This is a genomic window from Roseibium marinum (genome assembly GCF_002906165.1).
GTDB lineage: Bacteria > Pseudomonadota > Alphaproteobacteria > Rhizobiales > Stappiaceae > Roseibium > Roseibium marinum.
Genome location: NZ_PPCN01000008.1, coordinates 12,219 through 33,150, shown reverse-complemented (window position 1 = coordinate 33,150; position 20,932 = coordinate 12,219). Strand labels below are relative to the sequence as shown.

The following is a 20,932-nucleotide window of genomic DNA, read 5'->3' as shown; positions in this document are numbered from 1 at the left end:
ATTTCCTTTTGGTTTTGTCTAATATTGCCGATCAAAACTCGGCAAGAATAGAGAAAGCAATCGGCATGGTCGGAAAAACAGACGAGAGTCGCCGAAACCAATCGGCTAAGCGCCCGCTGGATGCGTTCGACCGAAAAATCTTAAGCGCATTGACGCGGGATGCGCGGCAGACCAATGCCGAAATCGGCGAAAGTGTGGGCCTGTCGCCACCGGCGGTATTCGAGCGGATCAAACGGTTACGCGGAAGCGGTGTGATTTCATCCACTGCCGCCAGGCTGAATGGTGCAACTGTCGGCAAACCGATGCTGACCTTTGTTCATGTGGATGCCGATGGATGGGGCAAGAGCCAGCGCATGATGAAGCTGCGCGATTTTCCGGAAGTTGAAGAGATCCATTCCGTCGCAGGAGATACCTGTGTCGTCCTGAAGGTCCGGACCGCGGATCCGCAAGCGCTGGAGCATTTCCTGTCGCAGCTTTATGTGCTGCCGGGCGTGCGCGGGACAAAAAGCTATGTGGTCCTGTCGACTTACCTGGAGCGGCCGGTGCAGGCGGAGGTCACCGAGGACTGGCCGGCGATACCTATGCCTCCGGAGTGAACAGGGTCAGCCAACCGGCCGGTATCTGTGAACCCGGGACGGTTGCGTCGTTGCTGAAAACAACGGTAGCGACAGGCTGATAGGGTCGCTGATGAGCTTTTGAGTTGCGATAAGAACAAAATAAGAACATTATCGATGGGCAGTGTCCGGTGCACTGTCTGGGTGTTACCACAGAGCAGTTTGGTTGAATTGAATTCAGGAAACGGCCCGAATGCAGTTGAGATGCAAACGCGGTCTCGGGCGTCTTCCCGAAGACATGAAGCCGTTCAAACGCAACACGCTACAGGCGATGGGCAAAGGAGTAGGATCATGATCCGTGCCTTCAAAGTAAAATACGCGATCTTTGCTCTTTTGATCCTCGGGACAGGGTATGTTCTGGGATATTTTTTCGGGAGTATGCAGCCGTCGCCAAGCTATATCGCGGATCTGCGAACCATGCCGCTTCTTATGAATTCTCCGGAAGATGTGTCCGAACTGGTCAGGAGCCATCTGCCTGATGATCCATATGAGGCATTCAAGATCGTCGCGAACTCGTCTGAGCAAATAAAAGCGTATTATAGCGAACAATGTGAATGCGATTTAATCGTTCTGCAGAGATACGTAATAAGGCTTCCTCTTCCTGACAGAGAATTGACTATTTATTTCACGATCAAAGATGGAAAACTTGATTTTGAAAGCGCAGAAGTCGTGATCTGGTTCGTTTAGAAAATGGACACTTAAACTTATTTCTTAAGACGTTAATCCGGCAATCAAGGTCAAGCAAAGGCGCTGGTGCGCGTTGCCCGAGGATCACGCGCCGGAGCATGTCGATTTAAATGGAATTCAGGAAGTCGCTCGAACGCAATTGCGATGCAAACGCTGCCTCGGGCATCTTCGTGCTGCCATGAAACCCTTAAACGCAACACGCTCCAAATCTTGAAAACCGGTGAGGTTTCCAGCGCTTTCGCGCTGTGGATACAATCATTTTCTGAACGGCCTCAAGCATATTCCTACGGGTCGGTGAGCAAACTTGAGAAGGTGTTAGATGGAAAAAATCGAAGTCGGTTACGACGCGATCGACAAGACTGGTAATCTGGCTCACCACAAGTTCATTCTTTACACGCGTGCAGATGGAAGCACGTTCCAGATACACGGTGGTGGTTCGAGAGATTACGGATACAGCCCGGTCGAAGAACTTGTCTCCAGCGGCGTGCCCGGTCTTGTCGGATTCGGGCATCTGTCGGCAAAGGTCTTCAAGTCTTCAGCCAAGCAACAGGAGAATGCACTTCTGGCTCCGCGGGAAGTCATTTTTGAAGGGGAGGATCTTTCCAGAACCTTCTTCAAGATGGCTGGGATGGCGCAGGGAATAGCCGAGCAAGAGAGCAAATATCACGCAGACTCAAATAACAGCAACACACTGGTCGATCGGATCGTGCAGTGGTCCGGAGGGCGGGCGCCGGATCTGGACAAAAAGCACTGGTCACCTGGCAGCCTTGACGATCAGGAGTTCGATCCGGAATTCTTTTCCAAACTGCCGCCGATCCTTTGGGGAAAGGACACATATTCAAAGCACAAGGATGTGGTCGGGCAGCTGTTCAAAAATGCCGGTGAGGATGCGGGTGAAGAGGACCTCCAGATTGAGGGCGCTCTCGATCCCCTGAAGACACCGCAGAGAGAAACTGACGGAGATCGGGCCGTCATGGAACAGGCGGGTCGTATCGACTGGGGGGCGACCGAAGAGACCATTCGGCAGCGGCACGTCAATGAGCCCGCCCTGGCGGCAGGCATCATCGCGGAGCTGGCTTCCGCCAAGTCCCTGGGGAGCGCCTGGGAACAGGATTTCGCAACCAGATATGGGGACTATCTGGTCTTCGAGCGTGGTTCGGAAAGCTCTGCCAGCGATCTACTGCCGGATGATCCGGCCCTGCCTGATCGCACGGATCTTTCCGGATACTCTCCGACTGCCAACGCTGTGGACCCAGGTTCGCTTATTGCGACCGGCAGCGGGCAAGAGCGGCAATCCTCCTATGATACTTACAGACAGCTCGGTTCCACACCGGAAGAGGAAGCGGCGGCTGTCGATGAATACAAAGCGCTTTTGAAGAAAAGTTACGTCGATGTCGGTGGTCAGAGCAGGGTAGCTGAAGCGCTGGCGACCTGGAGGTTCGAGCGGAGCTGGGGCCTTTCTGGGTTCGTACCCGAGGGGCAGGGAACTGTCGTCAAACATCCGGTGGAAAAGATGTATCCGGATCCTGAAAAGGATGGCCACGGTTACGTGCGGAAAGACGCCGAATCGGTGCTTGAGGCGCGGGGCATCCGGGCGGCCCGATGGTATCTTTCGCCGAACGAAAAATCCGGCCGCGACAAGAACAAGGGCATGACCGATGACCAGGGACTGGGGCCGCGCATGACCTTGTCCTATGACGATGAAAGTGGCGTGCGGCACACGGTAACGGACAGCTTTCAGGCAGATGTGCGCAGCGCGGTCAAAGGCAAGAGAGAGGCACGCGGCCGGATGCGTCGGGTAGAGGCAGGGCATGCCGGGCCGGAATTGCCGAACGCGGCTGCGGATGTTGCACCCACACCGGTTCCCGCGCCTTAACCGGAACCGTGCCCTGGAGGGGACGGGAGGCTGCCAGCCAGAATTTCACCATAAGAAACGGATTGAAGGAAGGCAGGAATGCCGACACCGGAACGTGATGCGCCCGCTCTGAAGTGGCCAACCAGGGCCACGCGGCGCAGGGCGTGTGAGGCGCTGTGTGCGCATATTGCCGCCGGATACTCCATCGACAGTTTTCCTGGCGCCGACAGGACAGCCATTCGCTATTACGCGGAGCAGTTCCCGGAAGATTTTCCGCCCGAGAAACTTGAGGAAGCCATGCGGCTCGGTTTGCTGGAATGGGAAAAGATCGGCAAGGAAGGCGCCAAGGGCGAGCTTGCCAAATTCAACGCCAGCGCCTGGACCTTCACGATGAAAAATCGTGCAGGCTGGTGGGACCGGCCCGAGGCTGACACCCGGATCAATCCGGGCGCGCCGGCCGACGCCAAGAGAATTGAGAAATTCAAACCGCGCAGCTCGGAGGAAATTGCTCTGGGCGTTCTTGCCCTTCTGACCGCAAAGGATATGCCGACGGATGGCAACGGCTCTCAAGACGCTGATTGATCATATCGACAAGATGGCCGCACCGGATCGCGTCGCCCTGCAAAAACAACTGGATGAGGCAGGCGTTCTTGAGCAGTTCGCCGTCTGGCGTCCACAGCCGGGACCGCAGACGGAGGGGTATTTCTGCGAGGCCGATCTGACGCTTTACGGTGGCGCAGCCGGAGGCGGCAAGACGGATCTGATCGCCGGGCTGGCGCTTTTCGCCCATCACAAGACGGCGATTTTCCGCCAGTCGCTGAAATCCCTCAAGGGGCTGATCGAGCGGATGAACACGCTGTTGCGGCAGGCGGGTATGGGCAAGATCTCCGGCAATCCGCCGAGATGGGTGGGGCCGGATGAACGTATCATCGAATTCGGACATCTAGGCCTGCCGGGGTCGGAAGAGGACTGGCAGGGGCGCGATCATGACTTCAAGGCGTTTGACGAAGGTGCGCAGATGGATCCGCGCAAAATCCTCTTCGTGCTCGGCTGGCTGCGCTCCGCACGGAAGGGGCAGCGCTGCCGCGGCCTGATTGCCACCAATCCGCCGCTGGGCGGGCAGGGTGACTTTCTGAGCGAGTGGTTCGCTCCCTGGCTGGACCCGATGCATCCGCTTTACGGCAGGGTGAAACCCGGTGAGCTGCTCTGGGCCGTCTTCATCGACGACGGCGACGCCGTCCGCACCGTTTGGGTGGATGGGCCCGAACCGGTCGAGATCGAAGGCGAGACCCGCACGCCCAAAAGCCGGACTTTCATCCCGGCAAGGCGCGGCGACAACAAGTATCTGGGCGCCGACTACGACGCCCAACTCGACCAGATGCCGGAGCCGATGCGTACGGCGCTGAAGACCGGCGATTTCCTCGCCGCGCGCCAGGACCATGACTGGCAGGTGATCCCGTCGGACTGGGTGGATCTGGCCTTTCAACGCTATGAGGAAGGTATCGACAAGGACGCGCCGATGAGTGTGCTGGCCGTCGATGTGGCGCAGGGTGGCAAGGACAAGACCGTTCTGCAGCCGCTGCACGAGCGGCGGTTCGAACAGAATATCGTGGCGAAAGGATCAGACACCAGAGATGGCGCGGATGTCGGTTCGCTGATCATCCGGGAGCGGCGGGACAACGCGCTGATCGTGGTGGACTGCACCGGCGGCTGGGGCGGCGATACGGTTGGATTCCTTCAAAGGGAAAACAATGTCCCGGTCGAGAAATGCGTGTTTTCCGCTCATTCGGGGGAGTGCGCGAAGGACAGCAGGATCCCGTTCTACAATCTTCGTGCGCAGCTTTACTGGCGGTTGCGCGAGGCGCTGCATCCGAAAAGCGGCATGGGGCTGGCGATCAAGCGCACGTCGACCGTCAAGGCGCAGCTCACCGCTCATCGCTGGAAGATGAAAGGCGGCAGCATACTGATCGAGAGCAAGGAAGAAATAAGGGAACGGCTCGGTTCTTCCCCGGACGAAGCGGATGCGATTGTCGAGGCTTTGGGATGGAAGGAAAAGGCGGAACTGAAGAAGGTGCTGAAGACCTCGAAACGGGCGGGGATGGCCCCACTGTCCGATCCCCTGGACGGCTTTTGATCAAGGATCTGTGCGTGCGCGACGCCAGTTTCATCGCGGCCAACATGCGGGTGGAGGATTTCAGGGAAATCGCCTGTCTCTGGAAGGACTGGAACACGCGGGCGCTGGGGCTTTGCGCCCTGGAAACGGCCATCCCGGGTATGGTCTGGTCGATCTGGTACGACGGTCAGCCGGCGGCGGCTTACGGTTTCAGCCGGGCCTCGGCCTTCGATCCCGAGCATTGGCAGGCCTGGGCTTTCGGAACGCCGCGGTTCAGGCGCTGCGTGCCGATGATGACCCGGCATATCACCAGCCTGCGTCCGCAGATCGTGCGCGAATGCCGCCGCCTGCAGGTGATCACACTGGTGGATCATGACATCGCGCATGGCTGGATCGAGGCACTCGGCGCCAAAAGGGAGGGCCGGCTGCGGTCCTACGGCCGGGGAGGCGAGGACTTTTATGTATATGCCTGGGTGCGGGCAAGCGGCGTCTCAGTTCTGCAAAACGAGATAAGTTCTGAAGATTTTTGAAGATGCTCCGATCTGATGCTGCCGGGCACACAAGCTGTGAGTGGCACTCTTTCAGGCGCCAGAAACCAAGCGCTTGAATTCGGCCCTCGGAAGGCGGAGAGCAAAGGAACTAACCTTGCATGGGAAGGCGGGTGCTGCTTCTATGCGGTTCAAAACCCAGGAGACGGCCATGATCGACACCACCACAATGATTGCCTATGTCATGATCGTGCTTGGCTTCGTCTTTATTCCCGGGCCGGCGACGCTTTTGACCGTGGCCCGGGCGACGAGCTCCGGAGCGAAGGTCGGTATCGCGACGGGCGCGGGAATAGCGGCCGGCGACGTGGTTCACACAGTCATGGCGATTGCCGGCGTTTCGGCGATCATCGCAACTTCCGCCGTCCTGTTCAGTATCATCAAATATGCGGGGGCGGCCTATCTCATCTATCTCGGTATCCGCGCGATCCTGGAAAAGGCACCCCTGGACCTGACGCGCGGCAGGCAGCCGATAACAGCCGGAAAGGCATTTCATCAGGCGGTCATCGCGGAAGTGCTGAACCCGAAGACGGCACTGTTCTTCCTGGCTTTTCTGCCGCAATTCGTGAAGCCGGAAAATGGATCCGTAGTGCTTCAGTTGTCGGTGCTCGGTGCTGTTTTCGTGCTGCTCGGTCTGTTGAGCACTATGATTTTCGCTCTTGGCGCGGGTAGTCTCGGCACCTTTCTGCGTCGCCATCCGGCTGTGCTCAAATGGCAGGGAAAGGTCGTCGGCGGAATCTATTGTGCACTTGGCGTACGCCTTGCGCTGCAGGAACGCTGACGGCACGTCGAGAAGTCGCCGTTCCCTTCAAAACGATCAATTCTTCAATCTGATTTCAGCGGGCGTATCGCGTCGATCCGCCAAAGGAAGAGTGCTTGCGGTGGTGGGGCGCTCGGGCGAGGTTGGGTAAGTGAAAAATATCAGTCGAAAACGCATTAAGAGGCAAACGCTAAACGCGGTTGTTCGATAAGCCCTTTTTCAAAAGTTTCGTCTAAACAACAGCTTCAGTCGAGCGCAAGCTCTGGACGGTTCGTCACATCGTGGCTAAAACAGTCCTCATACCGCTACCTTGGACAAGTGCGGCCGTTGCCGCGCAGTCAGTGGTCCAGGTGTTTCCCAGATCTTGAACGTTGAAACCATCGAGAGGCCGTCTCTCCAGGGGCGGCAAGCCGTGCGCTATCGCTGGGCCAAGCCTGTTCACCTTCCAAAAAATTCAACCAGCATCAGAAAGGGACCACTCATGTGCATGTTTGGTGGGGGTGGCTCGAAGCAGCCGGACCCGGAACCGACACCGCCGCCGCCGCGCGAGCCCGATCCGCAGCGGCAGGCCAGGAACCTGCAGGAAAACAACCGGCGCCGCCGGGCCGCTGCCTATGGCACGCGGGCAACCAACCTGACCAGCCCGCTGGGTGTCGCCGATTACGGCAGCGCCTCAAGGCCTGGCGTAACGCTTTTGGGGCGGGCCTGATGGGCATTGTCGACGATCTGAAATCGGAACTGCAGTCCGCGCGCGCCGAGCGTCAATGGTATGAGGCCGACTGGCAGGAATATGTGACCTACACCGCGCCCGACATGGAGCGGGCGTTTAACCGGCCGGGCGGGGTGACTGCGCCGGACGGAATGAGCGCCTTGCGGCATTCGGCGGCGCGCGAGCGTTCCCGCAAACTCTACGATCCGACGGCGGTCTGGCTGCTGGATCGCCTGGCCTCCGGCGTCGGCTCGCTGACCATGCCGGAAGGCTTTGCCTGGCACGGTGTCGGTTTCGGCGATCCCTTCGCGCCGCCGCCATCGCAGATCGATGAAGAATTCTTCGAGCTGGTGCGCGATCATCTCTTCCGTGTTCGTTATTCCGGCCGGTCCGGCTTCGCGCTCGCCAATCGCTCCCGACTTCTGTCGACTGTCAAGCTCGGCACAGGCGTTCTCTTTCCGATCGAGAACGAGGACAATCTGGCCGATATTCGAACGCCGGTTCAATACCGTTACGTGCCGCTCTACGAAATTTATCTGATCGTGGATGCGCAGGGAAACGATTGCGGGTTCTTCCGTGTGCGCATGCTGAAGGCCTGGCAGGCGGTGAAGGAATACGGCGGCAACGTTTCGGAAAAGGTGAAGGAAGAAGCCGGGGATCCGAAGCGCAAGAACACCGAACACGCGTTCGTGCATGCGTGTTTCGTGCGCGAAGGCGGTCATGGACAGGCGGGGGACGTCCGGAAATCCCGCTATGAAAGCCTGCATTTCGAGGAAGAGAGCAAACACATCTGCCGACGGGGCGGGTTTTTCGAATATCCGCTGGTGATCAGCCGCTGGGACCGGGACGGATTGTCGCCTTACGGCTCGCCACCGCAGGCAAAGCTGATGAGCGATATCAAGAGCCTGCAGAGCCTTGCCCGGGATGGACTGATCGCAAGCTCACAGGCGGTGCGGCCGCCGATCGCAACGCATGCGCAGGAGCGGCAGCTCGATCTCAACCCCGGCCGGACGAATCCCGGACTGATCGACGAACAGGGGCGGCCGTTGTTCCGGCCGATGATCGATACGGTCAATCCGGGCGCGGCCGACGCGCAGATCGAGAATATCCGTGAAAAATTGCGTGTCGGGCTCTATGGGGACCTCTGGCAGACGCTGCTGCAAGGAAACGGCAGGACGGCAACAGAGGCCAATATCCGCCGCAAGGAAATGGCCGATATGATCGGGCCGTTCTCGACGAATATCCTGGCGGGGAACGAGGCCTTGTTCGAGCGGGAGATCGGCATTCTTGGCCGGCGGGGTGCATTCGCCCCGGGATCTCCCCTGGCGCCGCCCGAGAGCGTTCTTGAAAGCGATGTCACGCTGACCTCGACGGCTCCGATCGACCAGATGCGCGAGGCCGGGCATTTCGAGGCGATCATGGGCTTCCAGGACTATCTCGGCATAGCCGCCGGTGCCGATCCGTCCATCCTGGATCTGCATGACCGGGAAGAGGAATACGACCTGACCCGGCGCGCGCTGGGCCTGCCGGCGAAACTGAAACGCAGACCGGAGGAAGTGGAAGCCCTGCGGAGCGAGCGGGCGGCGCAGCAGGAACAGCAGCAGCAGCTTGCGGCAGGTGAAAGCATGGCCCGGATGGCCAAGGACGGAACGCCTTTGTTGAAAGCCATCGGCGGGCAGGAGGGGCTGGATGGTCTGGCATAGCCTGAAACGGGTCGCACGGCGGCGGCGGGACAGAGCGGCAGCGATCGAACGGGCCTACCGGTCCGTTTTTTTGTGCCGGGAAGGTGAAACGGTGCTGGCGGACCTGGCTGCGGAATGCGGGATCTATCAGGCGCCGCCTTCCAGTCTCGAACCGCGTGCGAGCGGTTACCTGGACGGACGCAAGGCGCTTTATGCCCGCATCCTTGCCATGATCCGAATTTCGCCGGAAGAGCATGCCGCCCTTCAGGAAGCCGCCCGGCTGGAAACCCTGCCTGACTTTGAAACGGATGAGGACTTTTGATGATCGACGGCGAAATTGACGTAAGCGAGGGTGTTGACACGGGGAATGATATGGACCCCGAGAATACCGCATTCCTGTCCGCCTTGAGCGATGAAGACAAGGCTTTCGCATCCGAAAACGGCTGGCGGGGCGTCGGCAATGTTCTGGAAAGCTACCGTTCGCTGCAGGAGCAGCTTTCCGGGTCGCTGACTGTTCCGGACAAGACGGCCAGCGCCGAAGCGAAAGCGGCGTTTTACGCGGATATCTCCAGGAACTGGACGCCAAAAGAGGGATATCAGTTCAAGTTGCCCGACGCGTTGCCGGAGAACTTTCCCTATGATCAGTCCTTTGCCGAGGAGGCGGGAGGATGGTTCCAGGAAGCGGGGCTTCACCCGGACGCCGCGCAAGCGCTGCATGATCGATGGGTCGGCAAGATGGCCGAGCAGTTTGCTTCCCACGAGGAAACGGCCCGCGAAGCCTCATTGAAACAGACAGAAACCGCGGAAGCGGCGCATCTGGCGCTGGTGAAGGAATATGGAGAGCCGGACAGCGACAGTTACCAGAACGTGGTTGCCAAGGCGGACAGGGCAATAAGTGGCCTGAAGTCGGCAGGTGTAGACCTTACGAACTGGTTCTCGGAAAAGGGCGCTTTGACGGAAGCCGGAAAAGACGGCCTGCAGAAGGTGATCGATCCGGTCGCAGTCAAACTGCTTGCTTTTGTGCACGACAGTGCTTTCGCCGAGGACGGTTTGAGCGGGCTTGGCGAAGGTCCCGGCGGAGCAAATCCGTTCGACAAGGGAAATCCCAATCTAAGGCTGCAATCGGAATTGCTGGAAAGCAATCCTGCGCGCGCGCGCCAGCTGATCGTCTCCGCGGGCCGCGATCCGAGGATGTTCGGGCTTTGAAAGCTCAATAGCCTGTTGCCTAAATTAAATTGAGGAGACCGCCGAACGCATTTGCAAAGCAAATTCTGCCTTTGGCGTCTTCCTGAACCCGGCCACCCGCCTAGACGTAATACGCTTGAGAACGGTTGCTGCGGTTTTCAGTTTACCGTTGCTTCCCGTGCACCCCGGCCTTGCGCCGGGGTTTTGCTTTCATCCGGCGCCTGGCTCCGGACAAGAGAGCTGAAGCTGCTGACATGAAATCCATACAGATTGGAACGGGGTTTCCCGGTTCCTGATTGCGCTGTGTCCAGCCGGAATACGGCAGCAGCAGCGTGCCTGCACTCAATTCCAGTGCAAACCGCGGTGGGGCTCGTACGCCACCCGTCTTTCCCGGTGCGGCCGGAAATTCTCATAGATGACTTCAACTCAACTCAAGGAAAATCCATGACTTCTGCAATTTCTGACATCGTCGTGCCGCGTGTCTTTACGCCTTACATGGCGGAGAACAAGCCGGCAAAGCTGGTCATGCTGGAAAAATCCGGCATCCTGGCGGCACCGGCGCCGGAGATCGCCAAGCGCTTCAAGACCGGCGGCAACCAGATCGAGGTGCCCTACTGGGAAGATCTGGACGATGCCGAACCGACGGTGATGGACGACAGCGACAACAAGATCACCACCAGCAAGATCACCGCCAGTGACATGAAAGCCTACAAGCATCGTCTTGCCAAAAAATATGGTGCCAAGACGGTGGCGAGTTATGCCGCGACGGGCAGAGGCGACAGCGCCATGAACCGGGTTGCCGAACGGATCGGCGCCTATTGGGGCCGGCGCAAGGAAGAGCGGATCATCGCCACCGCCGAAGGTGTGATCGCGGACAATGTGGCCAATGACGGCGGCGACATGGTGTATTCGATCTATTCCGATGTGGGTTCGCCGACGGCGGCAAACCGGATCAGCTACCAGGCGATCAACCGGGCCCGGCTTACGATGGGCGAGAATCTCGACGATCTGCGCGTCATCGCCATGCACAGCTTCGTATACGGTACGCTCCTGGACGATGAAAAGATCGAGTTCAAGAAGCCGTCCGAGGCTCCCTTCGAGGTGCCCTATTATGCCGGCATGATGGTTGTTCATTCCGAAATGATGCCCGTGACTGCGGGTTCGAATTCCGATGAATATTCCTGCTTCCTGTTTGCTCCGGGCGCTTTCATGCATTTTGACGAGGTCCCGAACCGGCAGACGATCTACGGCAATGAAGGCACGGAAATCACCCGCGATCCGGACATCGGCGACGGCGGTGGCGCGGATTACCTGACCACCCGGCGCTTCGAGCTGATCCACCCGGCCGGCATGGATTTCCTGGCCAGCTCTCTTGCCAAATCCCAGGGCGCGTCGCTGGCGGAACTGCGCAATGCGGCCAACTGGGACCGGAAGTACACCCGCAAGAATGTGAAATTCGCCTGCCTGAAGGTGAATATCTAGTTCCTGCTGCGATGTAGCGAATTTTCAGGGGTGGCTTCGGCCGCCCTTTTTCTTTGCGGGGAGGGGTTTGAAATGGACGAGATAATCATGCGGCGCCTGAAACATCTGCAGACGCTTGAAGAAAATCACGAGACGGATTTCCAGGCGCGTTGCGGTGACGGGAGAAAAAGCCCGGAAGAAAGACGCGCGGACCTGCGCGATGCGCTTTCCGCCGACTGGAACCGCAAACGCAAGGCATCCGGCGCGCCAATGCCACCCAAAGCGCTGCCCAACGGCTGGCGCAAGGAGCACTGGAAGACGCAACAGGCGATGGCGGCTCACTATGCCGGTGTTACGACGGCCAACAAAAATGAAGCCGTTGAGGCACTCACCGCCTACGAGGCCCAATTTGCCGGGAATGCGGCAGCCTGAATTTCAGAAAAGAAAGCGTTTACATGTCCGGTACGGTCAACACATCCGTTGAGATGGCGAACCTTGCGCTTGCTCATTTGAAAGAGGCGCCGATCCGCGATTTCGATTTTTCCTCAGTCGCCTCCCGCTGGTTCCGCAACCACTACGCCGCCCACCGCGATGCGTATCTTGCCATGCATGACTGGGACTTCGCCACGGAACTGGTGAATCTGGCGGCGGAAACGGAGAGGCCTCCCTTCCGCTGGACCTACCAGTACAAGATACCGTCCGACAGCTTGCGGATGCCGCAACAGACAGTGAATGGCGAGGCCGGAGGCAGCATCATTCCGTTTGAAGTGGTCGGACAGCGGATCATGACCGATCAGCCACCGCCATTCCCGCTGCGTCATATCCGGCGGGTGCTCCGGGAGGCCGAGTTCGCGCCCCTGTTTGTGCACGGTTTCTCGCTGTTTCTGGCGGCGGGCTGTGCCCATGCGATCACCGGCAAGAACAGCCGGGCCGAGGCCCTGCGGCAGGCGGCGCGCGAGACCTTCGATCAGGCCGGAACCTTCGATGCCATGCAGGGCACGCCCCTGCCCATGATTGATCTGGAAATAGTCACAGACCGATGAGCTATCACCTTCAAGCGACATTCAGCCGGGGCGAACTTGACCCCGAACTCATCTACCGTTCGGATCTCGAACTCTTCCGCTCCTCGCTCGCAGAATGCCGGAATTTCGTCACGCTCAAGCGCGGCGGGCTGCGCCGGCGCGGCGGAACCAAGTTCGTTGCAGAGCTCAAGGGCAGCGCGGACAGCGGCTGGCTGATCCCGTTCGAGTTCGGCAACGGCCAGTATTACATGCTGGAATTCGGGGATTATTTCTTCCGGGTTTATACCAATTCCGGCCGTGTGGGCTCTGTGGAGGTGGCGACGCCCTACAGCAAGACAGTGTTGCCGGAGCTGAAATTCGTCCAGTCCACCGACACGCTGTTCATCACAGGCGGCGGAGTGCCGCCGCAGGCCCTGCAGCGCCTGGGAGAGACTTCGTGGGCGATGGCGCCGATGTCCTTCAAGGACGGTCCCTTTCTGGACGTCAACATATCGCCGACCAACCTGAAGCCTTCCGGCACCGGGAACCCGGTGCCGGACATGTCGTCCAATTCGGCGCCGAGCGGGACGGTCTCGGCCTCCAACGGCAGTGCAAGCGCCTGGCAGGTGTTCAACCGTTCGGAAGGTAAAGTCGTTCTGTCCGGCAGCGGAAACGGATGGGTGCAGTATCACTTTCCAGGCGCGGTGGTGATCGACGGCTACATGCTGCAGTCGCCCAATGACAACAGCCAGAATGACGACATGCCCTGGCAATGGAACATAGAGGCGTCGAACAACGGCTCGAGCTGGACCATTCTGGATACGCAGGACGGTCAGGACACCTGGGCTTCGAACGAATGGCGGCAATATGCCTTCCACAACGAGACTGCCTTTTCCTACTACAGGCTGAGCTTCACCCAGGGCGGCGGTTCCAGTTCGGACAATTCGGCGATCGGTCAGATCGTGTATCATCAGGCTGGAGAAGATCAGACGCCGTTTAACCTGACGGCATCGAGTACGGCGGGTATCAACGGCAGCGCCGGGTTCAAGACCTCGGATGTCGGCCGGCATGTGCGCTTTCGCGGGTCTGACGGGTTCTGGCGCTGGTTCAAGATAACCAGCCGGACGTCCTCCTCCGTCGTTCAGGTCCAGCTTTTCGGGCAGTCGCTGCAGGACACGAAGGCCCAGAGCATCTGGCGGCTTGGAGCATGGTCCGCAACTACCGGCTGGCCGGATACAGTCGGGTGGCACAAAAGCCGTCTTGCCTTTGCCGGAACGCAGCAAGAGCCGCAGAAAATATGGGAAAGCCAGACGGAGGACTTCACCAACTTTTCGGTCTCCCACGTTCTGGATGCGTCGGATGCTGTGACCGCCGGCATATTGTCGGGGCAGGTGAACCGCATTCAGTGGCTCATTGACGACAATGACCTGATCGTCGGCACCACAAGGGCGGTGCGGGCCGTCGGCAAGGCGACGGACCAGGATCCTTACGGGCCGGAGAATGTCGATCAGCGGCCGGAGACCAATTTCGGCGCCAACAGTATCAGCCCGATCAAGGTCGGTTCCGTTCTGCTTTATTTCGGCCCGTATGCGACCGATATGCGGGAAATGGCCTATGATTTCGGGGCGGACGGCAGGGTTTCGCAATCCGTCAGCGAGGTGCAATCGCATCTCTTCCGCGAGCGCATTTCCGGGGCCTGCTATCAGCAATATCCCGATAGCATCATCTGGGCCTGGGACACGCAGGGACGTGCCATCGGTTTTACCTATGAGCGGCAGCAGCAGGTTTACGGCATGCAGCGTCATGACTTTGGCGGCGTGGTGGAATGCATGGCCGACCTCTCCGGAACAGTGGCGGATGAGGTCTGGATGATCGTCAAGCGGACCATCAACGGTCAGACGAAGCGCTATATCGAAATCATGCAAAGGCCCTTTGCGGGAGGCGCTATCGAAGACGCCTGGCATCTGGATTGTGCCAGCCGTTACGAAGGTGCTCCCGCGAACACGATTACCGGCCTCGGCTATCTGGAAGGGGAGGATGTTGTCCTCTACGCGGACGGGACGGATTATAGGGCAAGCGTGAGCGACGGCGAGGTGAACCTGCCCAACGGGCAGACCGCGCAAAAAATCCTTATCGGGCTGGATGTACAGGCGAGAGCCAAAACGCTGCCTTTTCCGGTCAAAACCCAGGACGGATCGGCGATGGGCCGAAAAATGCGGATCGACAGCTGCAATGTTGCGGTTCTGGAAACCGGCACGCTGAAAGCGGGCGCCGACGAAACCTATCTGGACGAGCTGATCTACTACCGGGCAGGCGATCCGGCGGGTCAACCGGCGCCGCTGCGCACGGGTGTGCTCGATCAGACAATCGAAACCCGATGGGAAGACGGGGGGCAACTGACGCTGGAAGCGGGCGGCGGCAAACCCTGCACCATCCTGGCCGTCAATTTCGGCCGAGACGCGGAGCCTTGAAACATGTGTCATCCAGCAATTTTAACGGCGGTTTCCGTATTGGGATCCCTGGCCGGCGGCGTCGTTCAGGCCCAGGGCATCCGTCAGCAGTCGGAAGCGGAGGCACAGGCGGAGGAACGCCGCGCCCAGCTAACGGATCGACAGAAGGACGTAAACCAGACGCAGGCATCTTTCGAACGAAAACGAACGCTTGAACGCCTGGATCGTGTGCTAGGCGACAACCGGGCCGCAGGTGCTGAACGGGGCTTGTCGGAAACCGGTTCGCTCACCGATGTCGCGGACGACAATGCTTACGAAGCCGCTCAGGACATCGAGGCGATCCGTTACAGGGCCGAGGGTGAGCGAGGCAATCTTGCATTCGAATCCAGCGCAGCCAGAGAGCGGGCGAAATCCCAGCGCCGGGCCGGAAGGATCGGCGCGGCAGGCGCGATCCTGGGCGGTGCCACCAGTGCGGCAACCACACTCGGCAATGCCATTTACAGCAGCACTTCGAAAATCAGCTGACGGCGAACGGTTCTCATAATATGGCAAGATTAGAAAAATACAGCGGTGCGCAGGGGCTTCCGGGCGTGCGCCGCCCGCAGGTGATTGCGGACACAGCCGTCGGGAGTGCAATCGCGGCACTGGGAGGCCAGATCCAGCGGTCCGCAGGACAGGCCGGCCGGTTGGCGCAGCTCGCTCAAAGGCGTCAGCAGCAGATAGACGACTTTGAGCAGATCAAGGCTCAACGGCAGTTGCGGGCCTCTATGACGGTCAGGCAGGCGGAGGAGTTGCAAAAGCTTCATCCGGGTGCCGCCGGATACACCGAAGCCATGCTCGCGCATCTGGAAAAGGGACGCGAAGACGCTCTCAAAGCGCTGCCCGAAACCGTGCATGCCAGCTTCAACCAGGAATTCGAGGCAAGGCGGGCAGGGTATGTCAGCGGTTTTGCCGCTCAGGAAAATGCAGCAAACAGAACTTATTTTCGGCAGGGGGGGCTGGATGTTTCGGCGCAGCTTGCCTCCGATGTCCGGGAAAACCCGGAATTGCTTGAAGACGCCTTCAAGGAAGGCGAGGCGGTTCTGGCTGCGATGCCTTTGCCGCCGGACGAGAAAGAAGATGCGCTCCGCGAGCTGGATGCGCAGCTTACCGGAGCCTGGCTTGAGACCCGTCCTCCCAAGGAACAGGTTGCCGTACTTGAAAGCGAGCTGAGACGGCGAGAAATGCTGGCCGCCGGCGATGATGAACTTCAGATAGATGAAGACCTGCCCGGGGTATCGAGTTCCGGAGCGGGGCCTGTCCGGCTCAGGGGCATGCCGGACGTTTTCTTGAAGCGACTGCATGAAAACGCGGTGAAAAAAACGATCGCTACGGCCCTGTCCGAATCAGAACGCATTGCCGACAGAATTGCGAAGGCGCATGGGCATTTCGACCCGGGAGAAATCGAGAACAATTCAGTTCTCGAACCGTTTCAGAAGGTGCAGTTGATCAAAAGTCTGAACCATGCTATTTCAGAACAAAAAGAGAACATTGACGCAGTTAATCGAGTGCTATTCTCAGAACCGGGAGAAGATCTGGGCCCAGCCCAAAGCCGTTTCGTGGATCGGGCCTTTGCTTATCTCGATGACGGTGAAACGGATCGAAATGCGCTGGCGCGGGGGATTTTGCACGCCAAGGGTGTGTTGCCTAAACCATATGTGAATTCGCTCAAAAAGGGCCTGGCGAGCAATGATCCTCAAGAAGTTGGCAACGCTTACGAGAATCTGACGCAAATATTCGCGATCAACCCGAATGCTGTGCGGGAAATTGAGCAGGCAGAAGGCCTTGAGGAAGCCTTAACCAAATGGCGATTGCTCACCGACCTGAACGGGATGAATGTCGAGGAGGCTGCTGAAAAACTGGTAACGGCCAATGACCCCGAACGACGCGCCGATCTTGAACAAGAGTTTGAAAGAGAGTTGTCCGGAGGCAAGCGGAAACAGATCGAAGCGACAGAAATTCTGGATCGGCTTGGGGCCTCAGCCTATGGCGATGTTCAAATTCCCGGAGATGAATTTTTAAACGGAATTGACTTCGTCGAGCAAAATCGCCGGCAAAACAGGCCGGGGGACGAGATCAAGCTCGCGGGTAGCGTCAACGATTTCAGCAAGTCCGTCGGTGTACCCGTCATAGGCCGGCTCAATCCCGATGAGCCGAGTGAATTTTATGGTGGGCTTTCGCCTACTCAAATGGGTGCAGACGCCTATCCCTATGTCCGCCTGATGTCGGACCTGATGAACCCGGCTTCGACAGCATCGGTTCTGTTGAACAAAAGAGGTCGAACGGGAGGAGGCAAAAAAGCATCCGACAGTGGCAAAAACGACAACCATGGAGATGGCGGAAGGGCGACGGAAAAAGCGCAGAAGCAGGTTGAGAATTTAAACGCCAAACTCGCAGATGCGAAAACCCGGCGCGAAAAGAAGCTGCTGGATAGAAAAATCAGGAACGTCAAGAAAGCGGCTCAAAGAGCGGCAAAGGGCGAAATCCATAGCACGAGAGGGAAGGGTGAGCGATGAAAGGCACTGACTGGAAGTGGCGACCGGGGGTTTCTGTGGGGCCGGTTAAATTCGGTGTGTCTCTCCAGGACTATCAGGCGGATTTTGATGTCGCTCTCATAGAACCGGAAGGGACCGATGCGACTGGATGGGGAGAATATGAATTTGGCGGGGAGGACAAAACGGTCTGGACTGAAGAAGGCAAGATTGTCGGCGTTCGATGCGATGATTTCTTTGGTTACAAGGGAAAAAATCTTATCGGAATGTCTGAAGCCGAATTCATTGAGCATATGGGCCGGGATCCGGACGAAATAGGCACGAGCGTAGAATACGAGGACGGATCGATTCAAACTCCCTTTGAATATGAAGATCTTGCCTTGGAAGTATGGTCTGAAGACGGGAAAATTGTATGCGCTTCCGCAACCGAGATTGTGAATGATTAGAGGGATTTGCCAGACTCTCGTGCATTCCATCTCTCTTGTTCTTCAGGTACGCGTGCCCTCCTGGTGCCAGAAAAATTGATATTCCACTCAACGCACGCCGATCAATTCGCGGTCATGGCTTTTTCTTCCGGTCGTTCTCAAACCCCTTTGCATATCATCTCCGCCTCTACAGGCTTCGCCGCTGATGTGGCGGCTTTCAATTTAACAGTTGGTTGAGGTCCATCACCCTTTACGTCAAATCGCTCACATGTGGATTGATGTGATAGCAGATAATCTTTTTATTTCAATAATTTACAGAATTTCTCGACGTTTGGGCGAACGCTGGATGCTCTGGCCGCCAATAGATTTTCGTGCACTCGGCAATTGAAGCCGCTGCAATTACGAAGGAAAATTCATGACAGTAGCTGCCTTAACGGACGGCCGTGCCCAGATACAGGGCGACGGCGTGACCAATCGTGTCGACCTGCCGTTCCAGTTTGTCGATCAAAGTAACCTGCAGGTCGTTCACACTTCAACGGAAGGTGCAACGACGATCTGGATTTACCAGCAGAGCCCCGGCAACTGGTTCTATTCCGGAGGAAATTTTTCGACCGGTACCGTTTTTTTCGATGCCGCGGCCTTGCAGACCGGAGAACAGCTCACGGTCTTGCTGGTCGGTGCATTCGACCAGCCCTACAGCCTGGCAGGCGGGGAGATTGACCCGGCCGTCATGGAGCGGGCGATGGACCGCACCGCGATCAACATGCAGTCCGTGGCGACCCGGGCGCTGATGGAGAAGAACGGCGGTTTCGATCTGCTGGGAAGACGCGTGATCAACGGGATCGAAGCGGCGGACAATGGCGACCTGCCGACCCTTCAGCAGGTTCTGGAAATCGCCTCGCTGCCTGGAGCTCAGGGACCCAAGGGGCCGGTTGGCGACCAGGGCCCGACCGGACCGGCGGGCGCTCAAGGACCGGAGGGGCCTCAGGGACCACAGGGGGAGCGCGGTCCTCTGGGCTATGAAGGTCCCAGGGGGCCGACCGGACTGCAGGGACCGGAAGGTCCGCGAGGACCGGAAGGACCGACAGGGCCGACGGGATCCCAAGGGCCGATCGGGACCCAAGGCACTCAAGGCCCGGAAGGTCCGGTGGGCAAGTCCTTCGATCCGGACGCTTCCGGGCTTACCGCGGACAGGAGCGCTTACAATGCGGAACCCGCCAATTTTTCGTTTCTCGACGTCGAGACAGGCACGGTCTATTTCAAACTTTCCAATGACATAGGTGCCTGGTCGGACGGGGTTCCCTTCGGCCGCGGTCCTCAAGGACTGCAGGGTACACAAGGCATTCAGGGGCCCGCCGGTCCGGTGGGTATGGTCCATCGTGGAAGTTGGTCAAGTTCGCAAAGCTATGATGTGAGCGATACCGTTTCCCATGACGGATCATATTTTATTTGCGTTGCAGCCCACACAAATGTCCTCCCGGAAGACGCCGCCGCCGAATGGGACAGCGTAACCTCAAAAGGCGAGCGCGGCCTGCAAGGGCAGCAAGGCATCCAGGGACCGGAAGGCCCACAGGGTATCCAGGGACCGGAAGGCGTCCAGGGGCCGAAGGGTGACACCGGCGCTCAAGGCCCGACGGGAGCACAGGGTCCGCAGGGGCCGCAGGGAGACCCTGGTCTGATTTACCGCGGAATGTGGTCTTCCGGCGAGCCCTACAATTCCGATGAAACGGTGACCTATAACGGCTCGGCCTATATTTCGCTGACGGTCAACATTGGGCAGAACCCGAGCACGTCACCCGACGACTGGGGGCTGCTGTCCGCAAAGGGCGATACCGGCGCGACGGGTGCGACCGGACCGCAGGGCACACAGGGGCCGGTCGGTTCAACCAGCTATGACGCCGGAACGCTGGACGGGCTGAATAGCACGCAATTTGTACGCTCGGATGCAAGCGACACCATGTCGGGAACCTACACCGTGACTGGAAACCTTACGGTTCAGGGCAACTGGTATGTCGGCAAAAACGGAGGCAGCGACAGCAACGCCTATTTCTATGACGACAACAGCAATACCTGGAGGTCGTTGCAGTGGGATGACAGTACGAATTTTTGGCGGTTTGAAGACAATGGAGGAACTTTTTCGCCTCCAGCACTGTTCAGCACAACATCCAGTGCAGGAGACACCAATTTCCCCTTAGGTCATATCGTTGTCGCTTCATGGGGGGCGTCTGCAGCTAATCGAAATGCAAGCCGGACTTTATATACTTATTCTGCGAACTCTGAGCAATATATCGATAGCAACGCCAACTCTTCAAGCAGAGGATCGACGATTGCCGGGACATGGCGTTCTCGAGGCGTTGCTGGAAATGGCACGAGCATCTACCAAAGGGTTGCATAATGGGGAATAAATTTGAAATTCGAGAAGTACTCGAAGTATTTCCTCATTGGGAAACCGATCACACCGCTAAAGGTGCTAGTTACATTACTGGCACAGTTGTTTTTGAGGGTAGAGTTCCTGGAGATGAAGTAGAAAGTCGTATAGAATATGGTTTACGGGTGGAAGACTCAAGTGCAAATGCTCAGTTGGTGCGGAAGTATTTACAGATTTGGCTAGAAGCTGGCGGTGTTATACCAGAGTGGGTGCCGCCAACAGATGAAGAACTTCGAGAACTAATGCCCCCTTTGACTGCCCGGCAATTCCGGTTGGGATTGCTTCAATGCGGTCGGTCTCTGGAACAGGTGGATAAAGCGATTTCAGTGATAGAAGACGATATTGAGCGGGCTCACGCGCAAATAGAGTTGGAATACGCTACGGAATTTAAGCGTGCCAATATACTATTGATGAGCTTATGGTCAGCTTTATGTTTCACACCGGAAGAAGTTGATGTGCTTTGGCAGGAAGCCTTGCAACTCTGAA

General features: G+C 58.2%; 20 protein-coding genes. All 20 read left to right on the top strand.

The window, feature by feature from the left end:
• Nucleotides 1–65 precede the first annotated feature (65 nt).
• The 20 genes from CLV41_RS17250 to CLV41_RS27585 all read left to right on the top strand — a co-directional run bounded on the left by CLV41_RS17250 (nt 66) and on the right by CLV41_RS27585 (nt 20,931).
• A complete protein-coding gene (locus CLV41_RS17250) occupies nt 66–596 on the top strand; it encodes an Lrp/AsnC family transcriptional regulator (RefSeq protein WP_103223903.1) in 531 nt (176 codons plus the stop codon).
• A 309-nt stretch (nt 597–905) separates the two neighbouring features.
• Complete coding sequence (locus tag CLV41_RS17245; protein WP_103223674.1) at nt 906–1,301, top strand: hypothetical protein; 396 nt, start codon at nt 906–908, stop codon at nt 1,299–1,301.
• A 319-nt stretch (nt 1,302–1,620) separates the two neighbouring features.
• Nucleotides 1,621–3,177 carry a hypothetical protein gene (locus CLV41_RS17240; RefSeq protein WP_103223673.1) on the top strand — a complete coding sequence of 519 codons (1,557 nt, stop codon included), beginning with the start codon at nt 1,621–1,623 and terminating at the stop codon, nt 3,175–3,177.
• A 78-nt stretch (nt 3,178–3,255) separates the two neighbouring features.
• Nucleotides 3,256–3,738, top strand: coding sequence for a hypothetical protein (locus CLV41_RS17235; RefSeq protein ID WP_103223672.1), 483 nt, complete (start codon nt 3,256–3,258; stop codon nt 3,736–3,738).
• Entirely contained in the window at nt 3,710–5,290 is a 1,581-nt protein-coding gene (locus tag CLV41_RS28140) for a hypothetical protein (RefSeq protein ID WP_235867164.1), read from the top strand. Before CLV41_RS17235 ends, CLV41_RS28140 begins: the two co-directional genes overlap by 29 nt.
• The gene (locus CLV41_RS17225) at nt 5,287–5,799 is read left to right on the top strand and encodes a hypothetical protein (protein ID WP_103223671.1); all 513 of its coding nucleotides are present in this window, start codon (nt 5,287–5,289) and stop codon (nt 5,797–5,799) included. Before CLV41_RS28140 ends, CLV41_RS17225 begins: the two co-directional genes overlap by 4 nt.
• Nucleotides 5,800–5,968: 169 nt before the next feature.
• The gene (locus CLV41_RS17220) at nt 5,969–6,595 is read left to right on the top strand and encodes a LysE family translocator (protein WP_103223901.1); all 627 of its coding nucleotides are present in this window, start codon (nt 5,969–5,971) and stop codon (nt 6,593–6,595) included.
• Between the two features lie 460 nt (nt 6,596–7,055).
• Entirely contained in the window at nt 7,056–7,283 is a 228-nt protein-coding gene (locus tag CLV41_RS17215; protein WP_146048588.1) for a hypothetical protein, read from the top strand.
• Nucleotides 7,283–8,986: a portal protein gene (locus tag CLV41_RS17210; RefSeq protein ID WP_103223669.1), complete on the top strand. Its 1,704-nt coding sequence runs from the start codon at nt 7,283–7,285 to the stop codon at nt 8,984–8,986. Before CLV41_RS17215 ends, CLV41_RS17210 begins: the two co-directional genes overlap by 1 nt.
• The gene (locus tag CLV41_RS17205) at nt 8,973–9,287 is read left to right on the top strand and encodes a Bbp19 family protein (protein WP_103223668.1); all 315 of its coding nucleotides are present in this window, start codon (nt 8,973–8,975) and stop codon (nt 9,285–9,287) included. Before CLV41_RS17210 ends, CLV41_RS17205 begins: the two co-directional genes overlap by 14 nt.
• A 50-nt stretch (nt 9,288–9,337) precedes the next feature.
• Entirely contained in the window at nt 9,338–10,171 is an 834-nt protein-coding gene (locus CLV41_RS17200; protein ID WP_146048587.1) for a hypothetical protein, read from the top strand.
• A gap of 423 nt (nt 10,172–10,594) precedes the next feature.
• Nucleotides 10,595–11,632 carry a hypothetical protein gene (locus CLV41_RS17195; protein ID WP_103223666.1) on the top strand — a complete coding sequence of 346 codons (1,038 nt, stop codon included), beginning with the start codon at nt 10,595–10,597 and terminating at the stop codon, nt 11,630–11,632.
• 72 nt (nt 11,633–11,704) lie between these two features.
• Nucleotides 11,705–12,043 (top strand): hypothetical protein, encoded by a 339-nt coding sequence (locus tag CLV41_RS17190; protein WP_103223665.1) that lies wholly within the window; start codon nt 11,705–11,707, stop codon nt 12,041–12,043.
• Between the two features lie 23 nt (nt 12,044–12,066).
• On the top strand, nt 12,067–12,654 hold the full coding sequence (locus CLV41_RS17185) for a hypothetical protein (RefSeq protein ID WP_103223664.1): 588 nt from the start codon (nt 12,067–12,069) through the stop codon (nt 12,652–12,654).
• Nucleotides 12,651–15,083 carry a hypothetical protein gene (locus CLV41_RS17180; RefSeq protein WP_103223663.1) on the top strand — a complete coding sequence of 811 codons (2,433 nt, stop codon included), beginning with the start codon at nt 12,651–12,653 and terminating at the stop codon, nt 15,081–15,083. The genes CLV41_RS17185 and CLV41_RS17180 overlap by 4 nt, the downstream gene beginning before the upstream one ends.
• Nucleotides 15,084–15,086: 3 nt before the next feature.
• A complete protein-coding gene (locus tag CLV41_RS17175) occupies nt 15,087–15,587 on the top strand; it encodes a virion core protein, T7 gp14 family (RefSeq protein WP_146048586.1) in 501 nt (166 codons plus the stop codon).
• Between the two features lie 20 nt (nt 15,588–15,607).
• On the top strand, nt 15,608–17,617 hold the full coding sequence (locus tag CLV41_RS27985) for a hypothetical protein (RefSeq protein ID WP_208987572.1): 2,010 nt from the start codon (nt 15,608–15,610) through the stop codon (nt 17,615–17,617).
• Nucleotides 17,614–18,039, top strand: coding sequence for a hypothetical protein (locus CLV41_RS17160; protein WP_146048585.1), 426 nt, complete (start codon nt 17,614–17,616; stop codon nt 18,037–18,039). Before CLV41_RS27985 ends, CLV41_RS17160 begins: the two co-directional genes overlap by 4 nt.
• Nucleotides 18,040–18,433: 394 nt before the next feature.
• Complete coding sequence (locus tag CLV41_RS17155) at nt 18,434–20,413, top strand: collagen-like domain-containing protein (protein ID WP_103223659.1); 1,980 nt, start codon at nt 18,434–18,436, stop codon at nt 20,411–20,413.
• Entirely contained in the window at nt 20,413–20,931 is a 519-nt protein-coding gene (locus CLV41_RS27585) for a hypothetical protein (RefSeq protein WP_146048584.1), read from the top strand. The genes CLV41_RS17155 and CLV41_RS27585 overlap by 1 nt, the downstream gene beginning before the upstream one ends.
• The last annotated feature ends 1 nt before the right edge of the window (nt 20,932 follow it).